The 23,782-nt window shown below is 52.1% G+C and carries 22 protein-coding genes; 2 read left to right on the top strand and 20 right to left on the bottom strand.

All coding sequences use genetic code 11. The features are described from left to right. Positions 1-50: 50 nt before the first annotated feature. Together mutS and fdxA are read left to right on the top strand one after the other, a co-directional pair. Positions 51-2,681 carry a DNA mismatch repair protein MutS gene (mutS, locus tag PS2015_RS07015; RefSeq protein ID WP_058023194.1) on the top strand — a complete coding sequence of 877 codons (2,631 nt, stop codon included), beginning with the start codon at positions 51-53 and terminating at the stop codon, positions 2,679-2,681. 105 nt (positions 2,682-2,786) lie between these two features. Next, positions 2,787-3,113 carry a ferredoxin FdxA gene (gene fdxA, locus PS2015_RS07010; RefSeq protein WP_058021546.1) on the top strand — a complete coding sequence of 109 codons (327 nt, stop codon included), beginning with the start codon at positions 2,787-2,789 and terminating at the stop codon, positions 3,111-3,113. 16 nt (positions 3,114-3,129) lie between these two features. Here the strand turns inward: fdxA and PS2015_RS07005 are convergent, their stop codons facing one another. The 20 genes from PS2015_RS07005 to PS2015_RS06910 form a co-directional block, all read right to left on the bottom strand. After that, the gene (locus PS2015_RS07005; protein ID WP_058021545.1) at positions 3,130-3,975 is read right to left on the bottom strand and encodes a sigma-70 family RNA polymerase sigma factor; all 846 of its coding nucleotides are present in this window, start codon (positions 3,973-3,975) and stop codon (positions 3,130-3,132) included. A gap of 118 nt (positions 3,976-4,093) precedes the next feature. Then, a complete protein-coding gene (locus PS2015_RS07000; RefSeq protein WP_058021544.1) occupies positions 4,094-5,068 on the bottom strand; it encodes a peptidoglycan DD-metalloendopeptidase family protein in 975 nt (324 codons plus the stop codon). Beyond that, complete coding sequence (locus tag PS2015_RS06995; RefSeq protein WP_058021543.1) at positions 5,065-5,940, bottom strand: DUF368 domain-containing protein; 876 nt, start codon at positions 5,938-5,940, stop codon at positions 5,065-5,067. Before PS2015_RS06995 ends, PS2015_RS07000 begins: the two co-directional genes overlap by 4 nt. Beyond that, positions 5,941-6,588: a protein-L-isoaspartate(D-aspartate) O-methyltransferase gene (locus tag PS2015_RS06990; RefSeq protein WP_335338269.1), complete on the bottom strand. Its 648-nt coding sequence runs from the start codon at positions 6,586-6,588 to the stop codon at positions 5,941-5,943. Positions 6,589-6,624: 36 nt separating this feature from the next. After that, positions 6,625-7,650 (bottom strand): tRNA pseudouridine(13) synthase TruD, encoded by a 1,026-nt coding sequence (gene truD, locus PS2015_RS06985; protein WP_058021541.1) that lies wholly within the window; start codon positions 7,648-7,650, stop codon positions 6,625-6,627. 34 nt (positions 7,651-7,684) lie between these two features. Beyond that, entirely contained in the window at positions 7,685-8,164 is a 480-nt protein-coding gene (ispF, locus tag PS2015_RS06980; RefSeq protein ID WP_058023193.1) for a 2-C-methyl-D-erythritol 2,4-cyclodiphosphate synthase, read from the bottom strand. 14 nt (positions 8,165-8,178) lie between these two features. Beyond that, positions 8,179-8,925, bottom strand: coding sequence for a 2-C-methyl-D-erythritol 4-phosphate cytidylyltransferase (gene ispD / locus PS2015_RS06975; protein WP_058021540.1), 747 nt, complete (start codon positions 8,923-8,925; stop codon positions 8,179-8,181). Positions 8,926-8,928: 3 nt separating this feature from the next. After that, positions 8,929-9,198 carry a cell division protein FtsB gene (ftsB, locus tag PS2015_RS06970; RefSeq protein ID WP_058021539.1) on the bottom strand — a complete coding sequence of 90 codons (270 nt, stop codon included), beginning with the start codon at positions 9,196-9,198 and terminating at the stop codon, positions 8,929-8,931. A gap of 28 nt (positions 9,199-9,226) precedes the next feature. Then, on the bottom strand, positions 9,227-10,522 hold the full coding sequence (gene eno, locus PS2015_RS06965; protein ID WP_058021538.1) for a phosphopyruvate hydratase: 1,296 nt from the start codon (positions 10,520-10,522) through the stop codon (positions 9,227-9,229). Between the two features lie 34 nt (positions 10,523-10,556). Further along, entirely contained in the window at positions 10,557-11,411 is an 855-nt protein-coding gene (gene kdsA, locus PS2015_RS06960; RefSeq protein WP_058023192.1) for a 3-deoxy-8-phosphooctulonate synthase, read from the bottom strand. Between the two features lie 2 nt (positions 11,412-11,413). Next, on the bottom strand, positions 11,414-13,048 hold the full coding sequence (pyrG, locus tag PS2015_RS06955; protein WP_058021537.1) for a CTP synthase: 1,635 nt from the start codon (positions 13,046-13,048) through the stop codon (positions 11,414-11,416). An 82-nt stretch (positions 13,049-13,130) separates the two neighbouring features. Further along, positions 13,131-14,468, bottom strand: coding sequence for a tRNA lysidine(34) synthetase TilS (tilS, locus tag PS2015_RS06950; RefSeq protein WP_058021536.1), 1,338 nt, complete (start codon positions 14,466-14,468; stop codon positions 13,131-13,133). Positions 14,469-14,525: 57 nt separating this feature from the next. Further along, a complete protein-coding gene (locus PS2015_RS06945) occupies positions 14,526-15,479 on the bottom strand; it encodes an acetyl-CoA carboxylase carboxyltransferase subunit alpha (protein ID WP_058021535.1) in 954 nt (317 codons plus the stop codon). 58 nt (positions 15,480-15,537) lie between these two features. Beyond that, a complete protein-coding gene (gene dnaE, locus PS2015_RS06940) occupies positions 15,538-19,092 on the bottom strand; it encodes a DNA polymerase III subunit alpha (RefSeq protein WP_058021534.1) in 3,555 nt (1,184 codons plus the stop codon). Further along, a complete protein-coding gene (gene rnhB / locus PS2015_RS06935) occupies positions 19,089-19,721 on the bottom strand; it encodes a ribonuclease HII (protein WP_082628018.1) in 633 nt (210 codons plus the stop codon). The genes dnaE and rnhB overlap by 4 nt, the downstream gene beginning before the upstream one ends. Continuing rightward, on the bottom strand, positions 19,721-20,896 hold the full coding sequence (gene lpxB / locus PS2015_RS06930) for a lipid-A-disaccharide synthase (RefSeq protein ID WP_058021533.1): 1,176 nt from the start codon (positions 20,894-20,896) through the stop codon (positions 19,721-19,723). The genes rnhB and lpxB overlap by 1 nt, the downstream gene beginning before the upstream one ends. A 49-nt stretch (positions 20,897-20,945) precedes the next feature. Beyond that, positions 20,946-21,716: an acyl-ACP--UDP-N-acetylglucosamine O-acyltransferase gene (lpxA, locus tag PS2015_RS06925; RefSeq protein ID WP_058021532.1), complete on the bottom strand. Its 771-nt coding sequence runs from the start codon at positions 21,714-21,716 to the stop codon at positions 20,946-20,948. After that, complete coding sequence (gene fabZ / locus PS2015_RS06920) at positions 21,713-22,156, bottom strand: 3-hydroxyacyl-ACP dehydratase FabZ (protein ID WP_237113402.1); 444 nt, start codon at positions 22,154-22,156, stop codon at positions 21,713-21,715. Before fabZ ends, lpxA begins: the two co-directional genes overlap by 4 nt. Before the next feature lie 26 nt (positions 22,157-22,182). Next, entirely contained in the window at positions 22,183-23,232 is a 1,050-nt protein-coding gene (gene lpxD, locus PS2015_RS06915; protein ID WP_058021531.1) for a UDP-3-O-(3-hydroxymyristoyl)glucosamine N-acyltransferase, read from the bottom strand. Positions 23,233-23,250: 18 nt separating this feature from the next. Continuing rightward, positions 23,251-23,760: an OmpH/Skp family outer membrane protein gene (locus PS2015_RS06910; RefSeq protein WP_058021530.1), complete on the bottom strand. Its 510-nt coding sequence runs from the start codon at positions 23,758-23,760 to the stop codon at positions 23,251-23,253. Positions 23,761-23,782 lie beyond the last annotated feature (22 nt).

The following is a 23,782-nucleotide window of genomic DNA, read 5'->3' as shown; positions in this document are numbered from 1 at the left end:
TCGATGTGAAAAAACTGTACGGTTTGCAGCAGTTCGATTTTCACGTCGCTATGTCTATAATAGCCACCCATCTCCAGCAGCAGGATGCCGTTTTGACCACTTCGGATCTCTCCGCACACACCCCGATGATGCAACAGTTTCTACGCATCAAGGCCCAGCAGCCCGAACATCTGTTGTTCTATCGTATGGGTGATTTCTACGAGCTGTTTTTTGACGATGCTACCAAGGCCGCAGAATTGCTGGATATTACGCTGACAGCAAGAGGTCATTCGGACGGCAAACCAATTCCTATGTGCGGAGTTCCATATCATTCAGCCGAGCGTTATCTGGCCAGGCTGGTTGAACTGGGCTTCTCCGTTGCAATCTGTGAGCAAACAGGCGACCCTGCCACCAGCAAAGGGCCGGTGGAGCGTCAGGTGGTGAGAATTGTTACCCCGGGCACTGTCAGCGATGAGGCGCTTCTGAAAGAGCGCCGTGACTGCATAGTATTAGCCGTGACAGGACATAAAACCTCATCTTCCAGGCCTGAATATGGTCTGGCCTGGATGGATGTCAGCGGCGGCCGCTTCAGGGTGTGCGAGGTCAGCGGCCATGAAGCCATGCTGGCTGAGGTGGAAAGGTTACAACCGTCCGAGTTGCTATTCGACGACAGTCTCTCATTGCCCGCAGAGATCAGCTCACGAATCGGAGCGCGGCGCCGACCGGTCTGGGAATTTGACACTGATACATGTTACCGGCAACTGACCTCCCATTTCAGATCACGGGACCTGCGGGGCTTTGACTTTGAGCACCGATTACAGGCTATACGCGCCGCCGGAGCCCTGCTGAGCTATGTAAAGGACACTCAGCGTTCGGAACTGCCGCATATCCAGACTGTCCAGGTTGAACAGCCTGACGACGCCCTGATTCTGGATGCTGCCAGTCGCCGCAACCTGGAAATTGACCGCAACCTCAATGGCGGGTCCGGCAATACGCTGATGTCGGTCATAGACAAGACAGCAACAACAATGGGCAGCCGCCTGTTGAACCGCTGGCTTAACCGGCCGCTGCGCTTTGGCACAGAACTGAGACATCGCCAGCAAACTGTTGCCGACCTGCTGCAGAACTACCACTTTGAAACCATACAACCGATATTAAAAAAAATTGGCGACCTTGAGCGCATCCTGGCGCGGGTGGCGCTGGGCAGCGCTCGGCCGCGTGACATGGCCCGCCTGCGTGACGCTCTGGCAGCACTGCCAGAGCTTCAGCAGATTCTGACCACCGCATCTCGGGCAACGCAAAGCGACAGAGTTAAAAAACTGGCTCAGCGGATCAGCGAATTTCCGCAGCTTTGTCAGCTACTGAGTCACGCGCTCGTTGCAAACCCACCGGTTGTTATTCGAGAAGGCGGCGTCATTGCTGAGGGTTACGATGCCCAACTGGATGAATTACGCAGCCTGAGCTCTAATGCCGGACAATATCTGATTGATCTGGAGCTGCGCGAGAAGCAGCGCACTGGCCTGAGTACTCTGAAAGTCGGTTATAACCGTGTTCACGGTTACTTCATAGAGGTCAGCAAAGCGCAGGCAGAACAGATGCCCGCTGAATACCAGCGTCGCCAGACCCTGAAGAATGCCGAACGTTTTATTACCCCGGAGCTTAAAACATTCGAGGATAAAGTCCTCAGCGCCAACAGTAAGGCGCTGGCGCGCGAAAAAGATCTTTACGACCGGCTTATGCAGGAAGCCGGAGAATTTCTTGCGGAACTGCAAGGCTCGGCAGCTGCACTGGCGGAACTTGACGTGCTTTGTAATTTTGCCGATCGGGCACTGAATCTGAACTGGGTCCAGCCTGTCCTGGTCGAGCACACAGAAGTCAATATCACTCAGGGCCGCCACCCGGTTGTCGAGCAGGTTCTGGAAACACAATTTGTTGCCAATGACACGCATTTGAGCGCACAGCGACAGATGTTGATTATTACCGGTCCGAATATGGGCGGAAAATCTACCTATATGAGGCAGACCGCGCTCATCGTGCTGCTGGCTTTTTGCGGCAGCCATGTACCTGCCAGCGCCGCCTCAATCGGACCGATTGACCGGATTTTCACCCGCATAGGCTCATCCGACGATCTGGCTGGCGGGCGCTCTACCTTTATGGTCGAAATGACCGAGACTGCCAATATTTTGCATAATGCCTCAGCCAACAGTCTTGTGCTGATGGATGAGGTTGGCCGCGGTACATCTACATTCGACGGTTTATCACTGGCCTGGGCCTGCGCCTTGCATATCGCCGATAAAATCGGTGCATTGACCCTTTTTGCAACCCATTATTTTGAGCTGACTGTATTAGCCGACTCTTACCCGCAAATCGACAACGTGCACCTTGATGCCACTGAACACCAGCAAGGTATCGTTTTTATGCACACGGTAAAACCGGGTCCGGCCAATCAGAGCTATGGGCTGCAGGTTGCCCAACTGGCAGGCATACCGCCGGATGTCATCCAGCAGGCACGCCAAAAATTACTGGCTCTCGAAAAGCTGGCCGGCAAACCTGCGCTGTCGTGCCAGGGTCCCATACAGGATGATCTGTTTGTATCACCGGATCATCCAGTAGTTGACAGGCTGAGAGAGCTCGATCCTGACGCTCTGACACCTCGCCAGGCCATGGATCTGCTATATCAACTCAAACAGAGCTGCTCCTGAGGCTTGGCAGTCAAAACACCTGAGGTCTTTGCCGATAGCAGCAAGGTACCTTATAATGCCGCTTCGTTTTCAAGACGCATCGCTAATACAGGACTGGAACACAACATGACATTTGTAGTCGGTGAAAATTGTATCAACTGTAAACACACTGATTGTGTGGAAGTCTGCCCGGTTGACTGCTTTTATGAGGGACCCAATTTTCTGGTAATACATCCGGATGAGTGCATCGATTGCGCTCTTTGTGAACCAGAATGTCCTGTGGATGCCATCTTTGCCGAAGATGAACTACCTGATGATCAGAAACAGTTCCTGGATCTGAATGCTGAACTTGCCGAAAAATGGCCCAACATTACCCAGATGAAACCGCCAATGGACGATGCCGAAAAATGGAACGGCGTGCCTGGCAAAATCGAGCACCTGGTCAAGGGCTGATAGCTCAGAACATCGACTACAGGAATGAATCCAGATCACACCCCTCGGCGTTCGCCATTCGTCTGAGGCGTCTCAATCCCTCGATTTGCAACTGCCTGACACGTTCTCGCGTCAGGCAGATCTCGAGACCAACATTTTCCAGCGTGTCAGCCTTGTGTCCATTCAGGCCATAACGGCGTTCTATCACAGCGCGCTGTCTTTTGTTGAGTGCTGATACCCATCTCTTCAACGTCCGGTCTCGTGACTCCGCGTAGATGTGTTCCGCCGGATCTACAGGTGAGATTCTGTCGAGATACTCGCGAGCACACAGCTCGTCAGGCTCAGGAACAATCATTGCTGCATCCTGACTGGACTCGTGGCAATCCAGCAAAGCATCCAGAGTCGCCAGCGGCATATTGACGTATTCCGCCAGCTCGGTTCTGCTCGGCTCACGTCCCAGCTCTGCATACAGCTTCTGCTGCTGTCGTCGACACTGACTGATATTCTTGATGACGTGAACCGGCAGCCGGACATTGCGCGCATGATTCATGATTGCCCGTTCAATATTTTGACGTATCCACCAGGTCGCATAAGTAGAAAAACGATAACCCCGCTCGGGGTCGTATTTATCAACGGCTGTTATCAATCCAAGATTGCCCTCTTCGACCAGATCCATCAATGCCAGACCGCGATTGCGGTAACGGCGCGCCATGCTGACAACCAATCGCAAATTATGCCGGATCATCGCCTGCCGACCATGCTCACAGCCCTGACGCGAGGCTCTGGCCAGGTTTACTTCGTCATCAAATTTGAGAACACGAAAGCGGGAAATATCACGAATATAGCTGGTTTCGGCATCCAATGCCGCGATCGAATAATCCATATCAACAACCATTCCTTGTGTGTGTTTTTAAACGAACGATCGTTACGCTAACACACCGAAGAAATGAATCAACTACCGGTTTAGCGAATTGTGAGCCATGTCACAATGCCAATATTACTTACCTTGCAGGCAAAAACTGCACCGGATCAGCGGGCTTGCCATCAACCCGGACCTCAAAGTGCAGCATGTCACGACCGGTGGGACCCGTGCCGAATTCTGCAATTTTGTCACCGGCTCGGATGCGATCACCTTCCTGAACCAGCATCAGGCTATTGTGCATATAGGCACTGAGAAAGCGTGCGCTGTGGCGAAGAATAATCAGATTGCCGGCACCCTGAATCCCCTGCCCCGCATAAACCACATCGCCATCAGCAGCCGCATATACGGGATCTCCGCGCATGCCTGCGATATCAAGCCCTCGACTCGCTCCATTCGCGGTGAAGGTAGCAAGCAAGCGACCATCAGCAGGCCATTGCCAGGTAACACCGTCAACCTGTCGGGTATTAACGCTGCCAGTGCGTCTGGCATCTATCGCCGACTGGGGTCGATTGCCCGCTCTGCTTATGTTCTCCTCGCCGGCGGGTGAAGCAGGAATCGATGGCATCTGGCTGAGTGTAGAACTGGCCACATCATCGGCGCTTACGCGCAGACGTTGACCCGGGAAAATTGTGTACGGCGGATTTAGCTGATTTATCAACGCCAGCGTGCGGACGTCCAGATCATAATTCCAGGCAATCGAATACAAGGTGTCACCTCGCACGACAACATGCGTCTGCGCCGCCAGGGTTGAGTCCTGAGCGGATGAACCTGTTTCACTGACTACCCGCTCAGTCACCCGTCGAATACCCCCGCCGACAGTAACAGCCCTCACCACAGTTTCACTGGACCCGACAGTATCCTGCCCGGCGCCCGATGAAGAAGTCACGCTGGCCGGCGTTCTACGCGCAGTGCTTTCTATTGACTGGCCACTTTCAATGATAACAGCGCGCTCACGAACCAGCTGGTCACTCCTGTCATCAATCGGCGCCTCATACGAACTGGCACAACCCAGGACCAACAAGAAAGACATGAACAGCAAAGGCATTTTTTTCATGTGACAGCCCCGTCCTCTGATAGGGATTTTGCCGACAGTTTCGCAAACAAAACAATGAGTGCTCCCCCCAGACATGCCAGGCCTGTAGCGGCAACAATGCCTGACAAGCTTGAGTCGGCAACTTGCTGACCAGGCCACAGTACCAGCAAAGAGGCGGCCAGCATGCCTGTCAGTGTGGCATAGGTCTGCTCTCGATAATAATAAAAAGTCCACGACAGGACATGTGAAAAACCAAGAAGACCAATTGCACAGCCAGATGCAAAAACAGCTATCACTAACAGATCCATTTGTCGTAACGCGTCCAGCACATACTCATACATGCCCAGCAGAATCAGTATAAAGGCCCCGGATATTCCTGGCAGAATCATGGCACAAATGGCTATCGCACCACTCACAAACACGTAAAAAAGATGATCGCTGCCCGACACCGGATTAAACCAGGCGGTCACAGCCGTTAATAAAAAGCCAGCCCCAAACAGGCACAGCGCACGCACATCCCAGCGGCTGATTTGTTTACTCAACAAAAAACAGGATGCCAATATCAATCCTATAAAAAACGCCATCACCAGCAACCGATGATGGTCCAGCAGCCAGATCACTGCGTTAGCCATGATTATCAGGCTGCTTAAGATGCCAAGCCCCAGCGTCAGCAAAAAAGAACCATGAATCGTCCGCCAGAATGCAGCGGGACCACGTCGCCAAAGCACCTGCAAGGAGACGGGATTACAGGAGCGCAGTGCATTTACCAGATTTTCGTAAATTCCGCTGATCACGGCTATTGTGCCACCGGATACACCCGGGACCGCATCGGCAATACCCATGGCCATGCCTTTCAGAAACAGACTGATGCGAGCTTTGCCGTTTATGTCCATTTAATACTGAACCTGTCCCAAATAAAGCGGCACAAAATTGACCGCCTCCAGAATCTGTGTGTGAAATTCGTCTGCGGAGCGCTCAATCAGTCTTAACTCCTGGCCGCCCCGTTCGCTGCCAACCGGAATCACCAATCTCCCGCCATCAGCCAGTTGCTGCAACAACTCCTCCGGAACCTGTTGAGGTGCTGCTGCCGCGATAATGGCGTCAAAAGGACCATACTCGGGCCAACCCAGACTGCCGTCATCATGTTTGCTGCGAACATTACGGATTTTTAGCAGCCCCAGGTTCTTGCGGGCCTTATCCAGCAAGGGCTGTATCCGTTCGACACTCCAGACACGATCGGCCAGTTGCGCGATAATGGCTGTCTGATAGCCGCAACCTGTGCCAATTTCAAGCACACGCGATAGACGCCCGCTACGCCCGGCCAGGACCGCCTCGGTCATGCGCGCCACCACATAGGGTTGTGAGATTGTCTGGCTGAATCCAATTGGCAGGGCCGTATCCTCGTAGGCTCGGTGTGCAAGCGCTTCATCCAGAAAAATATGGCGGGGTGTAGTTCGCATCACATCAAGTACTGCCCAGTTCTTGATGCCTTTATCGAGCAGGGACGCTATCATCCGCTCTCGGGTTCGCTGGGACGTCATGCCGATACCGGCAAGGTTTGGTGTATTCACAATCTGTTACTTCTGTGTCTGATACCCCAGCAACTCATGAAGAACTGCAGTTGCATAGGTACCTGTCGGTAGATTGAAAGACAGCTCCAGGCTGTCATCGGCGCAAAAACAATAGTGTAAACTCTTCACGGCCAGACGCAAACTGCGCCGTTCCTGTTTAAGCCCCAGACGCTGAAGACCCTGGCAATATATCGGCCAGTGAGCCAGCAAGTCTTCTTCAAGCGCCTTTGCCTCGCCTTGCGTTTTCAGCTCGCCCGCCCCCCACATGGGACCAGTCGGGTGTATATCAAGTTCCGCCAGGCGATCATCAATTTTCGGATCATTCTGCTCATCGGCAAAAACACTGGCCGTGCCTTCAAGATTGAATACATCACCTGACAGTCTGCTGTTCCAGGTTCCGGTCTCAACCCGGTTCGCCAGCAACACATTAAAGAGGGCGGAGCGAGCTGAGGAAAGCAGCAGTCCACGTTGATGGCGGGAAATTCTACCCACTTTTCCTTCAAAAAGCGCTGTCGCCTTGTTCAGGTTGTCGTAGCCGAAGCGTTGCTCGCCAAAATAATTGGGAACACCGCCTTGCTGAATCAGCATCAGCCTGTTTAGCAAATTCTGCCTGTACTCAGACCCGGAAAGCTGACGAATCCGGATATAAAACGAATTGCCTTTGTGTGCTCCTCGGCGTAATTTACGGCCGTTCCTGACAACTTCCATAATACGCAGATTGTCATTCTCACAGATTCTTAATTGCTCAGGACGCAAGGCGGCATTATGTATACTGAACCATTGTGAGCACACTCCCTGCCGGTCCTTAAGTCCGGAATAGCTGACCTCCCTGTTGCTTACACCGGCTGCTCTGGCAAGCCGATCAGCCACTTCAACAGTATTCAGAGCAATTTTCTGGATACGAACCCAAAGGTGCTCGCCTTCACCGCTGCAGGTAAAACCGAGTTGCTCTGTTACTCTGAAATCCTCGGGACGTTGCTTAAATAAGCCCTGCACAGCAACCTGCCCATAAGCGCGAGGCAAATTGTGCATCAAGTTACTCAGGTCTGCGGGGTGGATCTGCAAGTTAGCGGCCAAGCAACACCACTGCATGAGTTTCTATACCTTCACGGCGTCCGACAAAACCCATGCCTTCAGTTGTTGATGCTTTTACATTGACACATTCAGCTGAAACGCTCAGCAGTCCGGCCATCTGTTCTCTCATGGCCTCAATATGGGGTGACATGCGGGGCTCCTGCGCCAGAATTGTCAAATCCGTGTTAACCAGCCGCCAGCCCTCTTTGTGCACCATGCTCATTACCTGTGTCAGTAGAACACAGCTATCAACGTCCTTATAACTGGCGTCGTTATCCGGAAAATGGCGACCAATATCACCCCTGCCCAACGCGCCAAGCAACGCATCACACAAGGCATGAATCAGGGCATCACCATCAGAATGGGCAAGCAGCCCACGGTCATGCGGAATGTGAACGCCGCCCAGCATCAGGGGCCGTTGATCTTCAGGTTCAGCAAATCGATGGGCGTCATATCCGTGCCCAATACGTATGTCCGAAAGTTGAGTCATAAAAGCGCCTGAAAATTATCTGCAATACGATCGCCGGCTGATGTTTGTGCCTGCAGAATTAAAGCAGCCAGCGGCAAGTCTTCTGGATAGGTAATTTTAATATTGTGCCTGTGACATCGAACAACGACTGGAGAGTATCCTTGCAACTCCATGGCAGACGCTTCGTCGGTGACGTTGAGTCCTCGCAAGCGGCATTGCACAAGCGCATCCAGAAGCGCATTGACTCGAAACATCTGAGGCGTGCAGGCGGCCCAAACCCCGCTGCGATCCGGTGTCTCTTGCACATGACCTGATTCATCAACCCGTTTCAGAGTATCTGTTACTGGTACCGCCAATAAACCACCGCAAACTCCGGTCAATTCACACGCAGCAATCAGAGCTCTAATATCAGCGGACAGGACACAGGGTCTGGCTGCATCGTGCACCAACACCCAATCAGCGCCACACCCGCTATCATGCAGGTATTGCAGAGCGTTTGCCACACTCTGCCAGCGTTCCTGCCCTCCAGGCAATCCCCTGAGCAGCGTTTTATTATCCCGCGATAAACGTTCAACCAGTGCCGGGCCCTGTGTGTCGTCCGGATTCAGAACAACGGTCACCGAGGCTAGCTCAGGAATCTGCAACAGAACCTCCAATGTCCGCTCCAGCACCGACCTGCCCGCCAGATCAAGGTACTGTTTGGGGCTGTCCGACTGCATTCGACTGCCCTGGCCTGCCGCAGGCACTACTGCATGAATGGCCATACGCTATTCAATCAACATATAGAAGGTTTCACCTTCGCGAATCATTCCCAGGTCACTTCGGGCTCTTTCTTCTATGGCGTCAACGCCATTTTTCAGATCACGCACCTCATGCTCCAGCATCTGGTTACGTTGGCGAAGTTGCTCATTTTCTGCCTGCTGCGCCATCAATTGCTGTTCCAGCAGTCGATGCTCGCGGATACCTCCGTCACCTGCCCACAATCGCCATTGCAGCAGAATCAGTAACACTACCAGGCCGGAAACAAGCATCTTCATGTCGACCTCCGCGGGTTGACCGATGGTTTCAATTGAACTGACTGAACTCCTGTATGCCCCGATAAATCGCTCTGGCTCCCAGCTCCTGCTCAATTCTTAACAGACGATTATACTTGGCAACCCGGTCCGAGCGACACAAAGAACCTGTTTTGATCTGACCGGCACCCGTAGCAACAGCCAGATCAGCAATTGTCGTATCTTCTGTCTCACCTGAACGATGCGAAATAACAGCGGTGTAACCGGCTTCACGCGCCATACGGATGGCCGCCAATGTCTCGGTCAGGCTACCGATCTGATTGAACTTGATCAAAATCGAATTGGCGATTTTCTGCTCAATGCCACGTGCCAGAATTTCCGTGTTTGTCACAAACAGGTCGTCACCTACCAACTGAACACTGCTACCTATTTTGCGAGTCAGCAAGGCCCAGCCATCCCAGTCACTCTCATCCATACCATCTTCAATTGACAGAATATTGTACTGACGCGCCAGGTCTGACAAATAGTCAACGAATCCTGCAGCATCATAAACCTTATTCTCGCCCTTCAGGTTGTACTTGCCATCACGGTAGAACTCGGACGATGCACAATCCAGAGCAAGACGGATGTCACTGCCCATTTTCAGACCGGTCTTGTCAACGGCTGTAAGAATCGCATCCAGAGCCGCCGCATTTGAAGGAAGATCCGGTGCAAAGCCGCCCTCATCTCCAACTGCCGTACTGAGTCCCTGCGCTTTTAGCACCGACTTGAGACTGTGGAATATTTCCGCTCCATATCGCAACGCTTCAGCGAATGTTGGTGCGCCAACTGGCTGAACCATGAACTCCTGTATGTCCACATTGTTATCGGCGTGCTCCCCGCCGTTAATGATATTCATCATCGGCACAGGCAGCGACATGGCATCACGGCTGCCATTTAATTGCGCGATCCAGGCATACAAAGGCAGATTATTCGACTGGGCCGCCGCTTTGGCGGCCGCCAGTGACACGGCAAGAATTGCATTGGCACCTAAATTCGCCTTGTTGGGTGTGGCATCCAGGTCAATCATGCACTGATCAATCACCGACTGATGATCTGCATCGCGCCCCACCAACGCTTCACGGATTTCATTATTGATATGCCCCACCGCCTTCAGCACACCCTTGCCACCATAGCGTGATGTATCCTTGTCACGAAGTTCCAGCGCCTCTCGGGAGCCAGTGGATGCTCCGGAAGGCGCGCAGGCAGTTCCGATCACACCCGAGTCCAGCAGGACGTCTGCCTCGACGGTTGGGTTACCGCGCGAATCCAGAACTTCCCTTGCCTTGATATCTTTAATAATCGCCATAGTTTTTTCCTGATCTCTTAAAGCAATAAATATTTTAATTGGTATCCACAGCCGGGAAGGACTTCACCAGCTCATCGATAGCTTTGATCTGTTGTAGAAACGCTTCCAGTTTATTCAGTCGTAGTGCACACGGCCCATCACACAGGGCCTGGTCCGGATCCGGGTGAGCCTCAACAAACAGTGCAGCCAGCCCCTGTGACATGCCTGCTCTGGCCAATTGTGTCACGTCCGCCCGACGACCATCAGCACTGGTCGCCAAACCGCCGGGTTTCTGTAAGGCGTGAGTCACATCAAACATGACTGGATAGGCGAACTTTTTCATCACTGAAAAGCCCAGCATATCAACTACCAGATTGTTATATCCAAAGCTGGAACCGCGCTCGCACAGCATCAGTTTAGTGTTACCGGCCTCTTCGAACTTGCGCAGAATGTGTTGCATCTCCTGTGGTGCCAGGAACTGCGCTTTTTTAATATTAATAAAAGCACCTGTTCTGGCCATCGCAACAACCAGATCAGTCTGACGCGACAAAAATGCCGGCAACTGAATGATATCTGCCACTTGAGCAACGGCCGCCGCCTGCATGGGCTCATGCACGTCGGTCAATACCGGAACGTTAAAACGAGTTTTAATATCCTGTAAAATCTTGAGCCCGTTTTCCAGACCCGGACCACGGTAAGAATGAATCGAAGAGCGATTCGCCTTGTCAAACGAGGCTTTGAACACATAAGGGATGCCAAGCTTCTCGCACACCCGGACAAACTCATTAGCCACTTCCATCGCAAGCTGATGCGACTCAAGAACATTCATGCCGCCAACCAGCACAAACGGTAAATCATTACCAAAAACAACTGATTCGTTAAGACGCAAATGCTTTGCAGGCGAGTCCATGCTCATGACTTTTCCTTGGCCTGATGAGTCAGCGCTGCCTCTATGAAACCTTTAAACAGAGGGTGACCGTCACGTGGCGTGGAGGTAAATTCAGGATGGAACTGACAAGCTACAAACCATGGGTGATCTGGCACCTCTATCACTTCAACCAGACCACCGTCCATAGAACGACCTGCAATAATCAAACCGGCATTCTGAAGAGTGTCAAGGTAGGTATTGTTTACCTCATAGCGATGCCGGTGACGTTCGACGATCACATCTTTCCCATAACACTGATAAGTTGTTGATGTCGGCTCAAGACGGCACTGTTGCCCTCCCAGACGCATGGTGCCACCCAGATCTGAATTCTCATCGCGGGTTTCCACACCGCCTTCGGCCGTTGTCCATTCACTGATCAGCGCAACAACAGGATCTTTACAATCAGGTTTGAACTCTGAGCTGTGGGCGTCCGGCAAACCGGCTACGTTGCGGGCATACTCGATAACCGCAACCTGCATACCCAGACATATCCCAAGATAAGGGATGCGATTCTCCCGGGCGTACTGAACAGTCAGTATCTTGCCTTCCACACCTCGAAGCCCAAAACCTCCAGGAACCAATATGGCATGCACTCCATCCAGCAGCCCTGTGCCATGAACCTTGACGTCGCTGGAGTCAATATATCGAATATTAACCTTGGTGCGGGTCTGAATTCCGGCATGCGATACTGCCTCGATCAATGATTTGTAGGCATCCAGCAACTCCATGTATTTGCCAACAATGGCAATCGTGACTTCCTGATCAGGATGTAGTTTCGCATCAACAACCCGATCCCACTCTCGAAGATCTGCCGGTGGACAATTCAGGCCAAACTTCTTCACGACAATTTCATCCAGCTCCGCCGAACGTAATAGAGAAGGCACCCGATAAATTGTATTGGTATCAGGCAAAGAGACGACTGCCGGTAAATCGACATTGGTGAACAGCGCGATTTTACGCCGGGAGGATTCGGCAATTTCGTGCTCCGAGCGACAGATCAGAATATCTGGCTGTATACCAATAGAACGAAGCTCTTTGACAGAATGCTGTGTCGGCTTGGTTTTGGTCTCACCGGCCGTAGCAATGTAAGGCACCAGTGTAAGATGCATGAACAAGGCGTGTTGCGATCCCAATTCAACCCGCATTTGACGGACAGCTTCAAGAAACGGTTGCGACTCGATATCACCCACTGTGCCACCGATCTCTACCAGGGCCACGTCGGCACCTGCGGCTCCTTCCACCACGCGTCGTTTGATCTCATCCGTGATATGCGGAATAACCTGAATCGTTGCGCCCAGATAGTCGCCACGGCGCTCACGTCGTATCACCTCTTCGTAGACACGACCGGTAGTAAAGTTATTACGCGCCGTCATGGTCGTGCGAATAAAACGTTCGTAGTGGCCGAGATCCAGGTCAGTTTCTGCCCCGTCTTCGGTTACAAACACTTCACCGTGCTGAAAAGGACTCATTGTCCCGGGATCCACATTGATATAGGGATCCAGTTTCAGCATGGTGACTTTAAGACCGCGTGCTTCGAGAATTGCACCGAGCGATGCAGAGGTGATGCCTTTGCCGAGCGAAGAAACAACTCCACCGGTAATGAAAATATATCGCGTCATTAACGCCCCATCCTTAATCATTGATGGGGCTACAGATTACCAGAACAGCCCCTTATCGACAAACTAATTGTAACTTTTGTGGCTATTCTTTCAGCCAGACCGGCAGCCAGCCTGAAGCCTGCTCATGGCACAGAAACTGCTCATCAAAACCAACCCCTGCCACCCAGGCAAGTTGGTCATCCACCCACAAAAGGGGTAGTCGTTGTCGCTGAGAGACCGGCATCCTGGTCTCCTGTAGAATCTTTTTTAATGCCCGCTGTGGGCGTCCCGGCAGGCGGATTTTCTCACCGCCCTGCCGATAGGAAATACGGTACTGCCCCGCAGGTAAAGTCATCGCAGGTGTCGAAACCTGACGCATCTCCAGACATCCGTTACCTGGCAACACCAGGGGCGGGAAAAATCCATCCGTTGACCGAAGCCACCGCGTTGCCGAAGGTAACTGAGAATTCTCGTCCTGCTCCGGCATCAACAACAATTTGCCGAACTCCCGCCTCACTTGCCAACCCTGCCATTGCAGCGAGGGCTGGGCATGCTTTGACGCGGTCACGATCTCTTGCAACAGCGTTCTCAGCAGTTTCTGCGATGGCCACTTCCCTGCTGCCGACTCCAGCCAGTGTCGCAGTACCAGATACTGATGAGTTGTTGGCAGGCTCTGTAGCGCTCTGATATCAACAGCGCCATCTTCTGACACGACCCCATCAAGTCCATGTCGCGCGAGATCAACTGTCAGCCTGTCAAGATCACGACACAACTGTGCAGAACGACCGACGCTGCGCTGCCAATCCGGCCAATGTGTGCTCAACAGCGGAGCAATTGACTGCCTGATAAAATTGCGCCGGTACCGCCCGTCCAGGTTACTTTCATCATCAAACCAGCATAATTGCCTGCCCCTGGCGTATTGATCCAATTTGACGCTCTCGGCGTTCAGCAATGGGCGCCACACCCATGACTCTCCCAGTTCCCGGCCTTGCGGAATGCCGGCGAGGCCTCGCGGTCCACTGCCACGCAACAGATTGAGCAGCACCGTCTCGGCCTGATCGGCCTGGTGATGGGCCGTCAACAGGACATCATGCGGCCGCAGAAGCTCAATAAAACATGAATAGCGCGCATCTCTTGCCAACTCTTCCGGACTTTGTCCTGTCGATGTATCAAGCTGCAAATGCCTGACAGTCAATGGCACCCCATAGTTCTGACAAACAGTGTAGACATGTTGTTCCCACAATGCGGCGTTGACTGACCAACCATGATTAACGTGAATGGCCGACAATTCAAAGGGCAGACGATCGGCTAACTGCACACACAGATCAAGCAGCACCATCGAGTCACGACCACCACTCACAGCAATAGTCAGCCGTCGGCCGCACGGCCGAACGCGTGACAACTCATCAATACTGGATAGAAACAGCGCCTGCAGATCCATGCCCTGTCCTCACAATGAAACGCGTAGTCTGCAGTTTAACGGGGAAGTCAGTCTGAATCAGCTGCTGATGCCATAACTCATCAGGCGTCGATATCGACGCTCCAGCAGATTATCGATCTCCATATTCTGGAGTCGCTCTACCTGGTCGATGAGTGCTTCCTTTATTGAAGAAGACATCGCCTGAATATCACGGTGAGCACCGCCCATGGGCTCTGCAATCGTGGAATCAACAATGCCCAATTCCTCAAGGCGCGCAGAGGTCACGCCCATTGCTTCGGCGGCATCAGGGGCATGATCGGAAGATTTCCACAGAATTGTCGCGCAACCTTCAGGCGTAATCACCGTATAAGTCGAATACTGCAGCATATTAAGGTGATCTGCGATACCAATAGCGATTGCCCCGCCAGAATTGGCCTCGCCTGTCACTGTCGCAATCAGCGGTGTCCTGACGCGCGACATCATGGCCATATTCTCTGCGATAGCCTCATTAATGCCCCGCTCCTCAGAGTCGATCCCCGGATAGGCACCCGGTGTATCGATAAAGCTCAAAACGGGCATTTTGAATCTCTCAGCCATCTCGATCAGACGACGCGCCTTACGATACCCCTCGGGACGAGGCATACCAAAATTATGGCGAACTTTTTCCTTGGTACCGCGGCCTTTCTGGTGACCGATTACCATCACCGGCTTACCATCCAGACGAGCAACACCACCCACCAGTGCCTGATCATCAGCAAACAGTCGATCGCCGTGCAGCTCATCGAAATCCGTGAAGATATGTTCAATATAATCATAGGTATACGGTCGCAACGGGTGACGTGCTACCTGTGAAATCTGCCATGGCGTCAGATTGGCGTAAATCTTTTCAGTCAGCTTGCTGCTCTTTTCCTGCAATTTCTGAATTTCTTCACCAATATTGAGCTCATTATCATCACTGACAAGACGCAATTCATTGATCTTGACTTCAAGATCTGCGATGGGTTGCTCAAAATCGAGGTAGTTTGGATTCATAATGCAATAGACCAGCCGTTAACAATCGAATTACCGGCCATGATAGCAAAATTCAACTCTACTGATAAGCAATAGTCACCGTCCCCGGTGCACACAACTCGCTGAGCTCCTGCAACAGACTCTGCTCGGGTCGGACATACCATTGATCGCCTAACATCAGCCAGCCGGAGACATCGGCTCTCTCGTAACGAATGCGCACCTGGCAGGGTCTGGGCACATCGGCACGGTCGTCCGAATCCGGTTCAGAGGAATCCGACTCAACTGGCAGAAATACCTCGCAATACGGTCTCAGACAATCGGCAAGCCGGCGACTGAAATCCACAGCGAGGCGATCAGCCTGCACCGTCAACTCCAACGCACTGGCAAAACGCTGTCTCGCCTGCACAAGATTCAATACCTGTTTCGCACGGCCTCGCAAGCCGCCGCTGAATTCGTCGGCTGATACCTGACATTCGACCAGCAGGATAGCGTCCTTTTCAAGAACTTCTCGATACTGCTCATATTCCCGTGCAAACAAGGACACTTCCAGTCGCGCACTCCTGTCATCGAGAGTCAAGAAAGCAATTAGATCGCCGCGCTTGTTACGCATGGTGCGAACCCCGACCAGCAATCCGCCCACCCACTGTGCTTCGCGCTCCGGTTTTACATTAACAAGTCGATCTCTGGTCAATCCTGAAAGCTCAGACAAAAACTCATCAATCGGATGTCCACTCAGATACAATCCCAGGGTTTCTTTTTCTTCGCGCAACCTTTGCTGCTGGCTCCATGGTCGGGCCGACAACAAAGTTCCGGTATTTTCCTGATCGGCGACAGGGGAGATATCACCAAACATATCCAGCACACCGGCGTCTTTATTGCGAAGACTCTGTTCGGCGGCCTGCACAGTATCCTGCAATGAAGCCATCAATTGTGCACGCGCCTGATCAGGCATAGCATCTACAACACAATCCAGGGCGCCCGCTCGAATCAGGGCTTCAAGTGCCCGTTTGTTGACACTTCGAAGGTCAACACGGGAGCAAAAATCAAGAAAAGATGCAAATGGACCACCCTGCTCACGGGCATGTATAATCGCACTTACCGGACCTTCACCCAGCCCTTTGATCGCTCCGAGGCCATAAACAATTTCGCCCTGCTCATTGACCGTAAAATTATAGGCCCCTATGTTGACCGCAGGTGCCACAATAGGCAGTCCCATCTGTCGACATTCTTCAATAAGCGTTACTACCTTGTCGGTATTCTGCATATCAGCCGACAGAACGGCCGCCATAAAATAAGCTGGATAGTGATGTTTTAACCAGGCTGTCTGATAGGAAACCAGCGCATAGGCCGCAGAGTGAGATTTGTTAAAACCGTAGCCGGCAAATTTTTCCATCAGATCAAAAATAGAGCCGGCCAGGGCCGGATCCAGCCCGTTCTGCGCAGCTCCTTCAAGAAAGATACTGCGCTGCTTGTCCATCTCTTCCTGTTTCTTTTTACCCATTGCCCGGCGCAACATGTCCGCCCCGCCCAGGCTGTAATTGGCCAGAACCTGCGCAATCTGCATCACCTGTTCCTGATACAGAATAACGCCATAAGTGTTCTTAAGCACCGGTTCCAGGTCAGGATGGGGATAGGCAACATCGGCCCGACCATGTTTACGATTGATGAAATCATCAACCATGCCCGACTGCAACGGACCAGGGCGAAACAGTGCCACAAGCGCGACGATATCTTCGAAACAACTGGGCAACAGTCGCCGGATAAGCTCTTTCATCCCGCGTGATTCGAGCTGAAAAACCGCCGTAGTCTCAGCTCGCTGCAATAGCTGATAAACCTGCATGTCATCCAATGGGATAGAAGTAATATCCAGAGGTTGCTTGATGTGAGCAGGCTCCTGAGCGTTTATCATCTTAACCGCCCAATCGATAATAGTCAGCGTTCGCAACCCAAGAAAGTCGAACTTCACCAGACCAGCGGTTTCAACATCGTTTTTATCAAACTGGGTGACCAGACCCTCACCGTTCTCATCACAATACAGCGGTGAAAAATCGGTCAACACCGTAGGAGCAATCACCACACCACCAGCATGTTTGCCGACATTGCGGGTGATACCCTCCAGCTTGAAGGCCATCTCCATAATTTCCTGGGCGTCTTCGTCGGAATCTACAAACTCTTTCAGGGCAGGCTCCTGCTCCATCGCCTTGCTCAGAGTCATACCAACCTCAAAGGGAATCAGTTTGGACAGTTTATCTGCCAATCCATAAGATTTTCCTTGAACTCGTGCCACATCTCTTACAACGGCTTTGGCAGCCATAGTGCCGAATGTAATAATTTGAGATACCGCATCCTTACCATACAATTCAGCCACATGCTGAATCACACGGTCGCGGCCTTCCATGCAGAAATCTACATCGAAGTCGGGCATTGATACCCGCTCCGGATTAAGAAATCGTTCGAACAGCAAATCATATTTCAGAGGATCAAGATCCGTGATACCCAATGCATAGGCGACGATTGAGCCCGCCCCGGACCCCCTGCCCGGACCAACAGGAATATCATTATTCTTGGCCCATTGAATGAACTCCATAACAATCAGAAAGTAACCTGGAAAACCCATCTGGATGATAACGTCAAGTTCAAATTCCAGCCGTTCCAGATAAGGCTTGCGCCCTGCAAATATTTCATTCTCCGACATCCCCTCGACAGAAAAATCGCCTGCCAGACGCTGTTCCAGACCTTCCAGGCTCAGTTGCCGAAAGTATTCATCCATGGTCATCCCGGCAGGTACGGGATAATTAGGCAAAAACGGCTTGCCAAGTTCGATGTCGAGATTACACCGCCGGGCAATCACAACAGAATTTTCCAGGGCCTCCGGAATGTCAGAAAAAAGCTCTGCCATTTCGCTGGGCGACCGCAGATATTGTTGTTCGGTATAATGTCGAGACCTGCGTGGATCATCCAGTGTGCGTCGCTCATGAATACAGACTCGCACCTCATGAGCTTCAAAGTCGTCAGACTTCAGGAATCTCACGTCATTGGTAGCTACCAGTGGACAGTTATGCTTCGCGGACAACTCAATCACCGCCTGGATATACGCATCCTCACCTGGTCGGCCACAACGCTGAAGCTCAAGATAAAAACTATCCGGAAACAGTTTCATACTGTTATACAGTACTTCTGCAGCGCCCTGCTCATCACCATCGAGCAATAATCGGCCAATCTCGCCGTAATGTCCGCCAGAAAGCGCAATAAGCCCTTGCGACATGCCTTGCAGCCAGCTCTTCTGAATGACGGGTACACCCTGTCCCTGATTTTCAGTGTAGGCTCGCGAAATGAGCCTGGTGAGATTGCGGTACCCTGTCAGATCTTTAACCAGCAATACCATCGGGTATGGTCGATCAGGGTTGTCCGGGTTTTGCAGCATCACATCGCAGCCACAAATGGGTTTGATACCTGCCGAGATAGCACCACTGTAAAACTTGATCATGGCAAACAGATTAGTCTGGTCCGTCACCGCTACGGCTGGCATGCCCATTTCGGCAGCAGCCGATATCAGCGGCTTGACCCTGACCAGCCCGTCCACAATGGAATACTCTGTATGAACATGCAGGTGTACAAATTGCGGCGTATTCATACTTGAGAACTCAACTCCCTGACCGGTGCAAAACTCATACGGTGCGCCTCGCTGGGACCCAGGCGGTGCAAGGCTTCGAAATGTTGTCGGGTCGGATAACCCTTATGTCTGGCAAATCCATAACCAGGATGCGAGGCATCAAGCTCGAGCATAACATGATCTCTCGCCACTTTGGCCAGCACTGAGGCTGCGGCTATACACTGAAGTTTACTGTCACCCTTTACAACGGCTTCAGAATTATAGGGCCAGACAGGACACCGATTACCATCAACGAAAATCATCGATGGTTCAACGCCAAGAGATTCAACCGCCCTGTGCATGGCCAACATGCTGGCCTGGAGAATATTTATCCTGTCTATCTCGGCAGCTTGTACAAAAACAATCGAAAAACTGATGGCCTGCTCACAAATCTGCTCATATAAAACCGATCTCTTTTTCTCGGTTAGTCGTTTTGAATCGTCCAGCCCCGGAAGCTGGCAAGCAACAGGCAGTATAACGGCAGCCGCACTGACCGGCCCGGCCAGGGGGCCCCGCCCGGCCTCATCGACACCCACCACATAACCTTGTGGCAACTTTCCCCAGCGGGCCTTGAAGAATTCCTCGCCTGTGAGTAAACAATTTTTTTCCATCAGAGTGTTTGTAACTGTTCGTTAATCAGATTAACGATAGAATCAGCTGCCTGCTTGTCCGCTCCCAGCCGTATTGATTGATGTATACCAATGAACTTTTCACGTAAACCAGTCACTTGCTCTGGATTATCCAGCCAGTACTCCATCTCCTCCGACAATCGGCCAGCCGTCACATCATTTTGCAATATTTCCGGCACCAGACTCTCAGCCGCCAGCAGATTCGGCAGAGATATCCAGGAAACCGTTAACATGCGTGACGCCAGATGCCAGGTCATGGGTGCCAGCTTGTAGCAGACAACCATTGGACAGCCCAGCAACATGGCTTCCAGCGTCGCTGTCCCCGATGCCAGCAGGACGAGCTCACTGGCGGCCATCGCCTGGTGGGACTGGCCATCAAGAAGCGTTATTCTGCCAGCCAGTGCCGGATATTCAAGCACCGCTGCAGCCAGCAGTTGCTCAAATTGTTCACGACGTGCCGAATCGGAGCAAGGTGCCAGAAAACGGAGTTCCTGGCGTTTACTCAGCAATAATCCTGCAGCCTCCAAAAAAACAGGGGCCAGACGTTGAACCTCAGCTCGACGGCTGCCAGGCATCAGGCATATATATTGCCCTTCATGGTCCAGGCCAAGTTCTTCACGATTGCGCCTGACAAGCTGGCCATGGTCCGCCAGCGGCTGGATCCGATCAGCGAGGTGATGACCGACACAGACTGCGGGAATCTTATGCTGTTGATATATATCCAGCTCGAATGGGAAAAGTGTCAACATCAGATCAACACTCTGCTTTATGGAACGGATACGCCCCTTACCCCAGGCCCACACACTGGGGCTGACGTAATGTGCCGTTTTGATGTCGGCAGCGTGTAATTCTCGCTCCAGGCGCAAATTGAAGCCAGGGGAATCAATACCAATAAATACAGCGGGTTTTTCCTGGCGATATAGACATACCAGATCACGTTTCAGTCGCAGCAGCTCTGGCAAGCGTCCCAGCGGCTCGACAAAACCCATTACAGACAAGCGTTCCATGGGTACCAGGCTCTGAAACCCCAGGGCTATCATGCGTGGCCCGCCCACACCAACAAAGCGGGCCTGCGGATAGCGCTGCAACAGAGCCTGCATCAAGCCCGCACCCAGCATGTCTCCGGATGTTTCCCCGGCCACCATTCCAATCAGCATGATTTACCTGTTGGTTGTCAGAGAAGCGCTCTTGCCTCTTGATCGCCCATTAACGGTGGATTCCTTTCGCCGAGCCGGTTATCGACTTCAGAAATACGGCAATGGCGGGATTATCTGCAGCAATGGCTGCAATTTGCTGCCTGGCCTCTTCCAGACTCAGTCCTTTTTTGTAGACAGTCTTGAAGGCTGTCCTTATCAATCGCACTGTGTCTGCATCGAAACCCCGACGCTCAAGCCCGACCGTGTTTACACTGCGTACCGCCGCCGGAGCGCCACTCACGATTACATAGGCCGGCACGTCATGCGAAATGTGGGTCATTCCGCCTACCATGGCGTGAGCGCCGATTCTCAAGAACTGATTGACTCCGGCGAAACCACCCAGGATGGCCCAGTCGTCAACTTCTGCATGACCGGACAATCCGGCATTATTGGCGAACACTGTATTGTTACCAACAATACAGTCATGGGCGATATGCACATAGGCCATCATCAGATTACCGCTGCCTATTCGGGTGTATCCGCCCCCGGAACCTGTTCCCCTGTGCAGGGTACAACCTTCACGGATGATGTTGTTGTCACCAATTTCCAGCCAGGTATCTTCACCAGCAAATTTTTTGTCTGCCGGATCTTCGCCAACGGAAGCAAACTGATAAATCTGATTACCGCTGCCCATACGAGTATTGGCCTTTATCACAACATGTGAAGCAATCTCACAGCCGGCACCAATTTCTACATTTGGACCAATTATGCTCCACGGACCTACGGTTACGTCATCCGCGAGACGTGCGGACGGATCAATTATTGCTCGACTGTCGATCACTGTTCACGCTTCCTCTCTGCGCACATAATTTGCGCTTCACCCACTAATTCGCCGTCAACGGAGGCGCGACACTGAAACTTGTAGATACCACGTTTGCTGGTCAGAATTTCTGCTTCCAGTGTCAGGCGATCTCCGGGCACCACTGGGCGCTTCAGACGCACCTGGTCCGCACCCACGAAATAATAGAGGTAACCATCCTTCGGTTTCTTTTCCTGACTTTTGAAACCCAAAACCCCGGCAGCCTGAGCCAGTGCCTCGATAATCAACACCCCCGGCATAATGGGATAATCCGGAAAGTGGCCATTAAAAAACGGCTCGTTAACCGTCACATTCTTATAGGCGACAATGGACTTACCCAGCTCCATGCTCACCACCCTGTCTACCAACAGGAAGGGATAACGCTGCGGCAGGTATTCCTTTATTTCTTCAACATTCATCATATCTGATTTCCCGATTTCATCGCCTGTCATTCAGTCAGGCGCTTTTCAATTTGTCGCACTGTTTTCGACAGCCCAGCCAATTTTGTAAGAGCCACAGCGTTACGGCGCCATTGCGTGCTCTCCTGCACCAACGCACCCGAAGCATAAACGCCGGGTTTATCTATGGATTTAGATACCATGCTCATTGCACTTATACTGACCTTATCCACAATGCTGAGATGCCCGGTAATGCCAACACCACCACCGATCAGACAGTACCTGCCGACATGAGTGCTGCCGGCCAAAGCCGTGCAACCGCAAATCACAGTGTGGTCACCGACAGTGCAGTTATGACCAATCTGAACCTGATTATCAATTTTTACCCCGTTGCCTATGCGGGTGTCATCAAGAGCGCCGCGATCAATCGTTGTACCAGCGCCGATTTCAACGTCAGAGCCGATGAACACCGATCCCAACTGCGCGATTTTTACTGATTTCTGCCCATCGAATGCATATCCGAAACCGTCAGCACCGATCACCGAACCACTGTGGATTGTGACACGATCACCAATGTGCACAGAATCATAAAGCACAACATTGGCATTAAGTCGACAATAATCACCCAGCACAGCATTCGCGCCGATTGATACCCCGGCTCCAATTGAACAATGAGAGCCGATCACCACTCCACTTTCAATGACAGCGTGCGGCCCGATTCGGACATGATCGCCAATACAGGCCTCAGCACTGATAACGGCTGAGGGATGAACACCTGTTAATGCACTTTCGTCTGTGTTAACAACCCTCAGACCAGCGAACAATTGAGATGCGTGGGCATACGCAAGATAGGGTGATTCGGACAACAGGCAGGGTTTATCCAGCTGTTCTCCGATCTCCGGGGTAACGATAAAAGCAGAGGCATTAGACCGCGGCAATTGACTGGCATATTTCGGATTAGACAGAAAGCTCAACTGGCCCTGGCCAGCGCTGGCCAGGGTAGCAAGACCAACGACCTGCAGCTCTGAGGCTTTGTGGCCTGCCTCGTTAAGAGCCAGGCCCAGGTTCTGCGCCAGTTCAGCCAGCGTAATGGATGCCATTACCGCTAAACCGGACGATCAGCGAGCCAATTCGTTCAGTTTGGCAGTGACCAGCGCGGTGATATCAAAACTGTTGTTAAAATAGGCAACGGCTTCAGCGTTAAGAACAATGTCATAGCTGCCTTCCTGAACTACAGCTTCAATAGCCTGTCCCAGGAACTGGCGCTGACTTTCAATAAATTGCTGCTGGCGCTGGTTCCAGGCATTCTGCAGTCGCTCGGCGATAACCTGCATCTGCACCTGTTTTTCTTCGGCATCGGAATTCAATTGACGAAGCTCATCTTCGCTCATGATGGACTCGTCGCGCTGAGCTCGCTCGATGATTTCGCGCAATTCGCCATTAAGCCGCTCAAGCCGCTCTTCATCAGTACGGAATTGACTACGGGTGTTTTCTTCCAGCGCACGGGCGGCGTCAGTATTAAACAGCGCCTGCTCCAGGTTAATGATACCTATAACGGGCTGCGACTGAGCCCATACGCTGCTGCTTGCCAGCAACCACATTGCGACCAGTATCATCATCTTTTTCATTATACTCACCCTATTGCTTAAG

Source organism: Pseudohongiella spirulinae (assembly GCF_001444425.1).
Classification (GTDB): domain Bacteria; phylum Pseudomonadota; class Gammaproteobacteria; order Pseudomonadales; family Pseudohongiellaceae; genus Pseudohongiella; species Pseudohongiella spirulinae.
The sequence above is the reverse complement of the archived record's forward strand: the minus strand, read 5'-3'. Positions and strand labels throughout refer to the sequence as shown.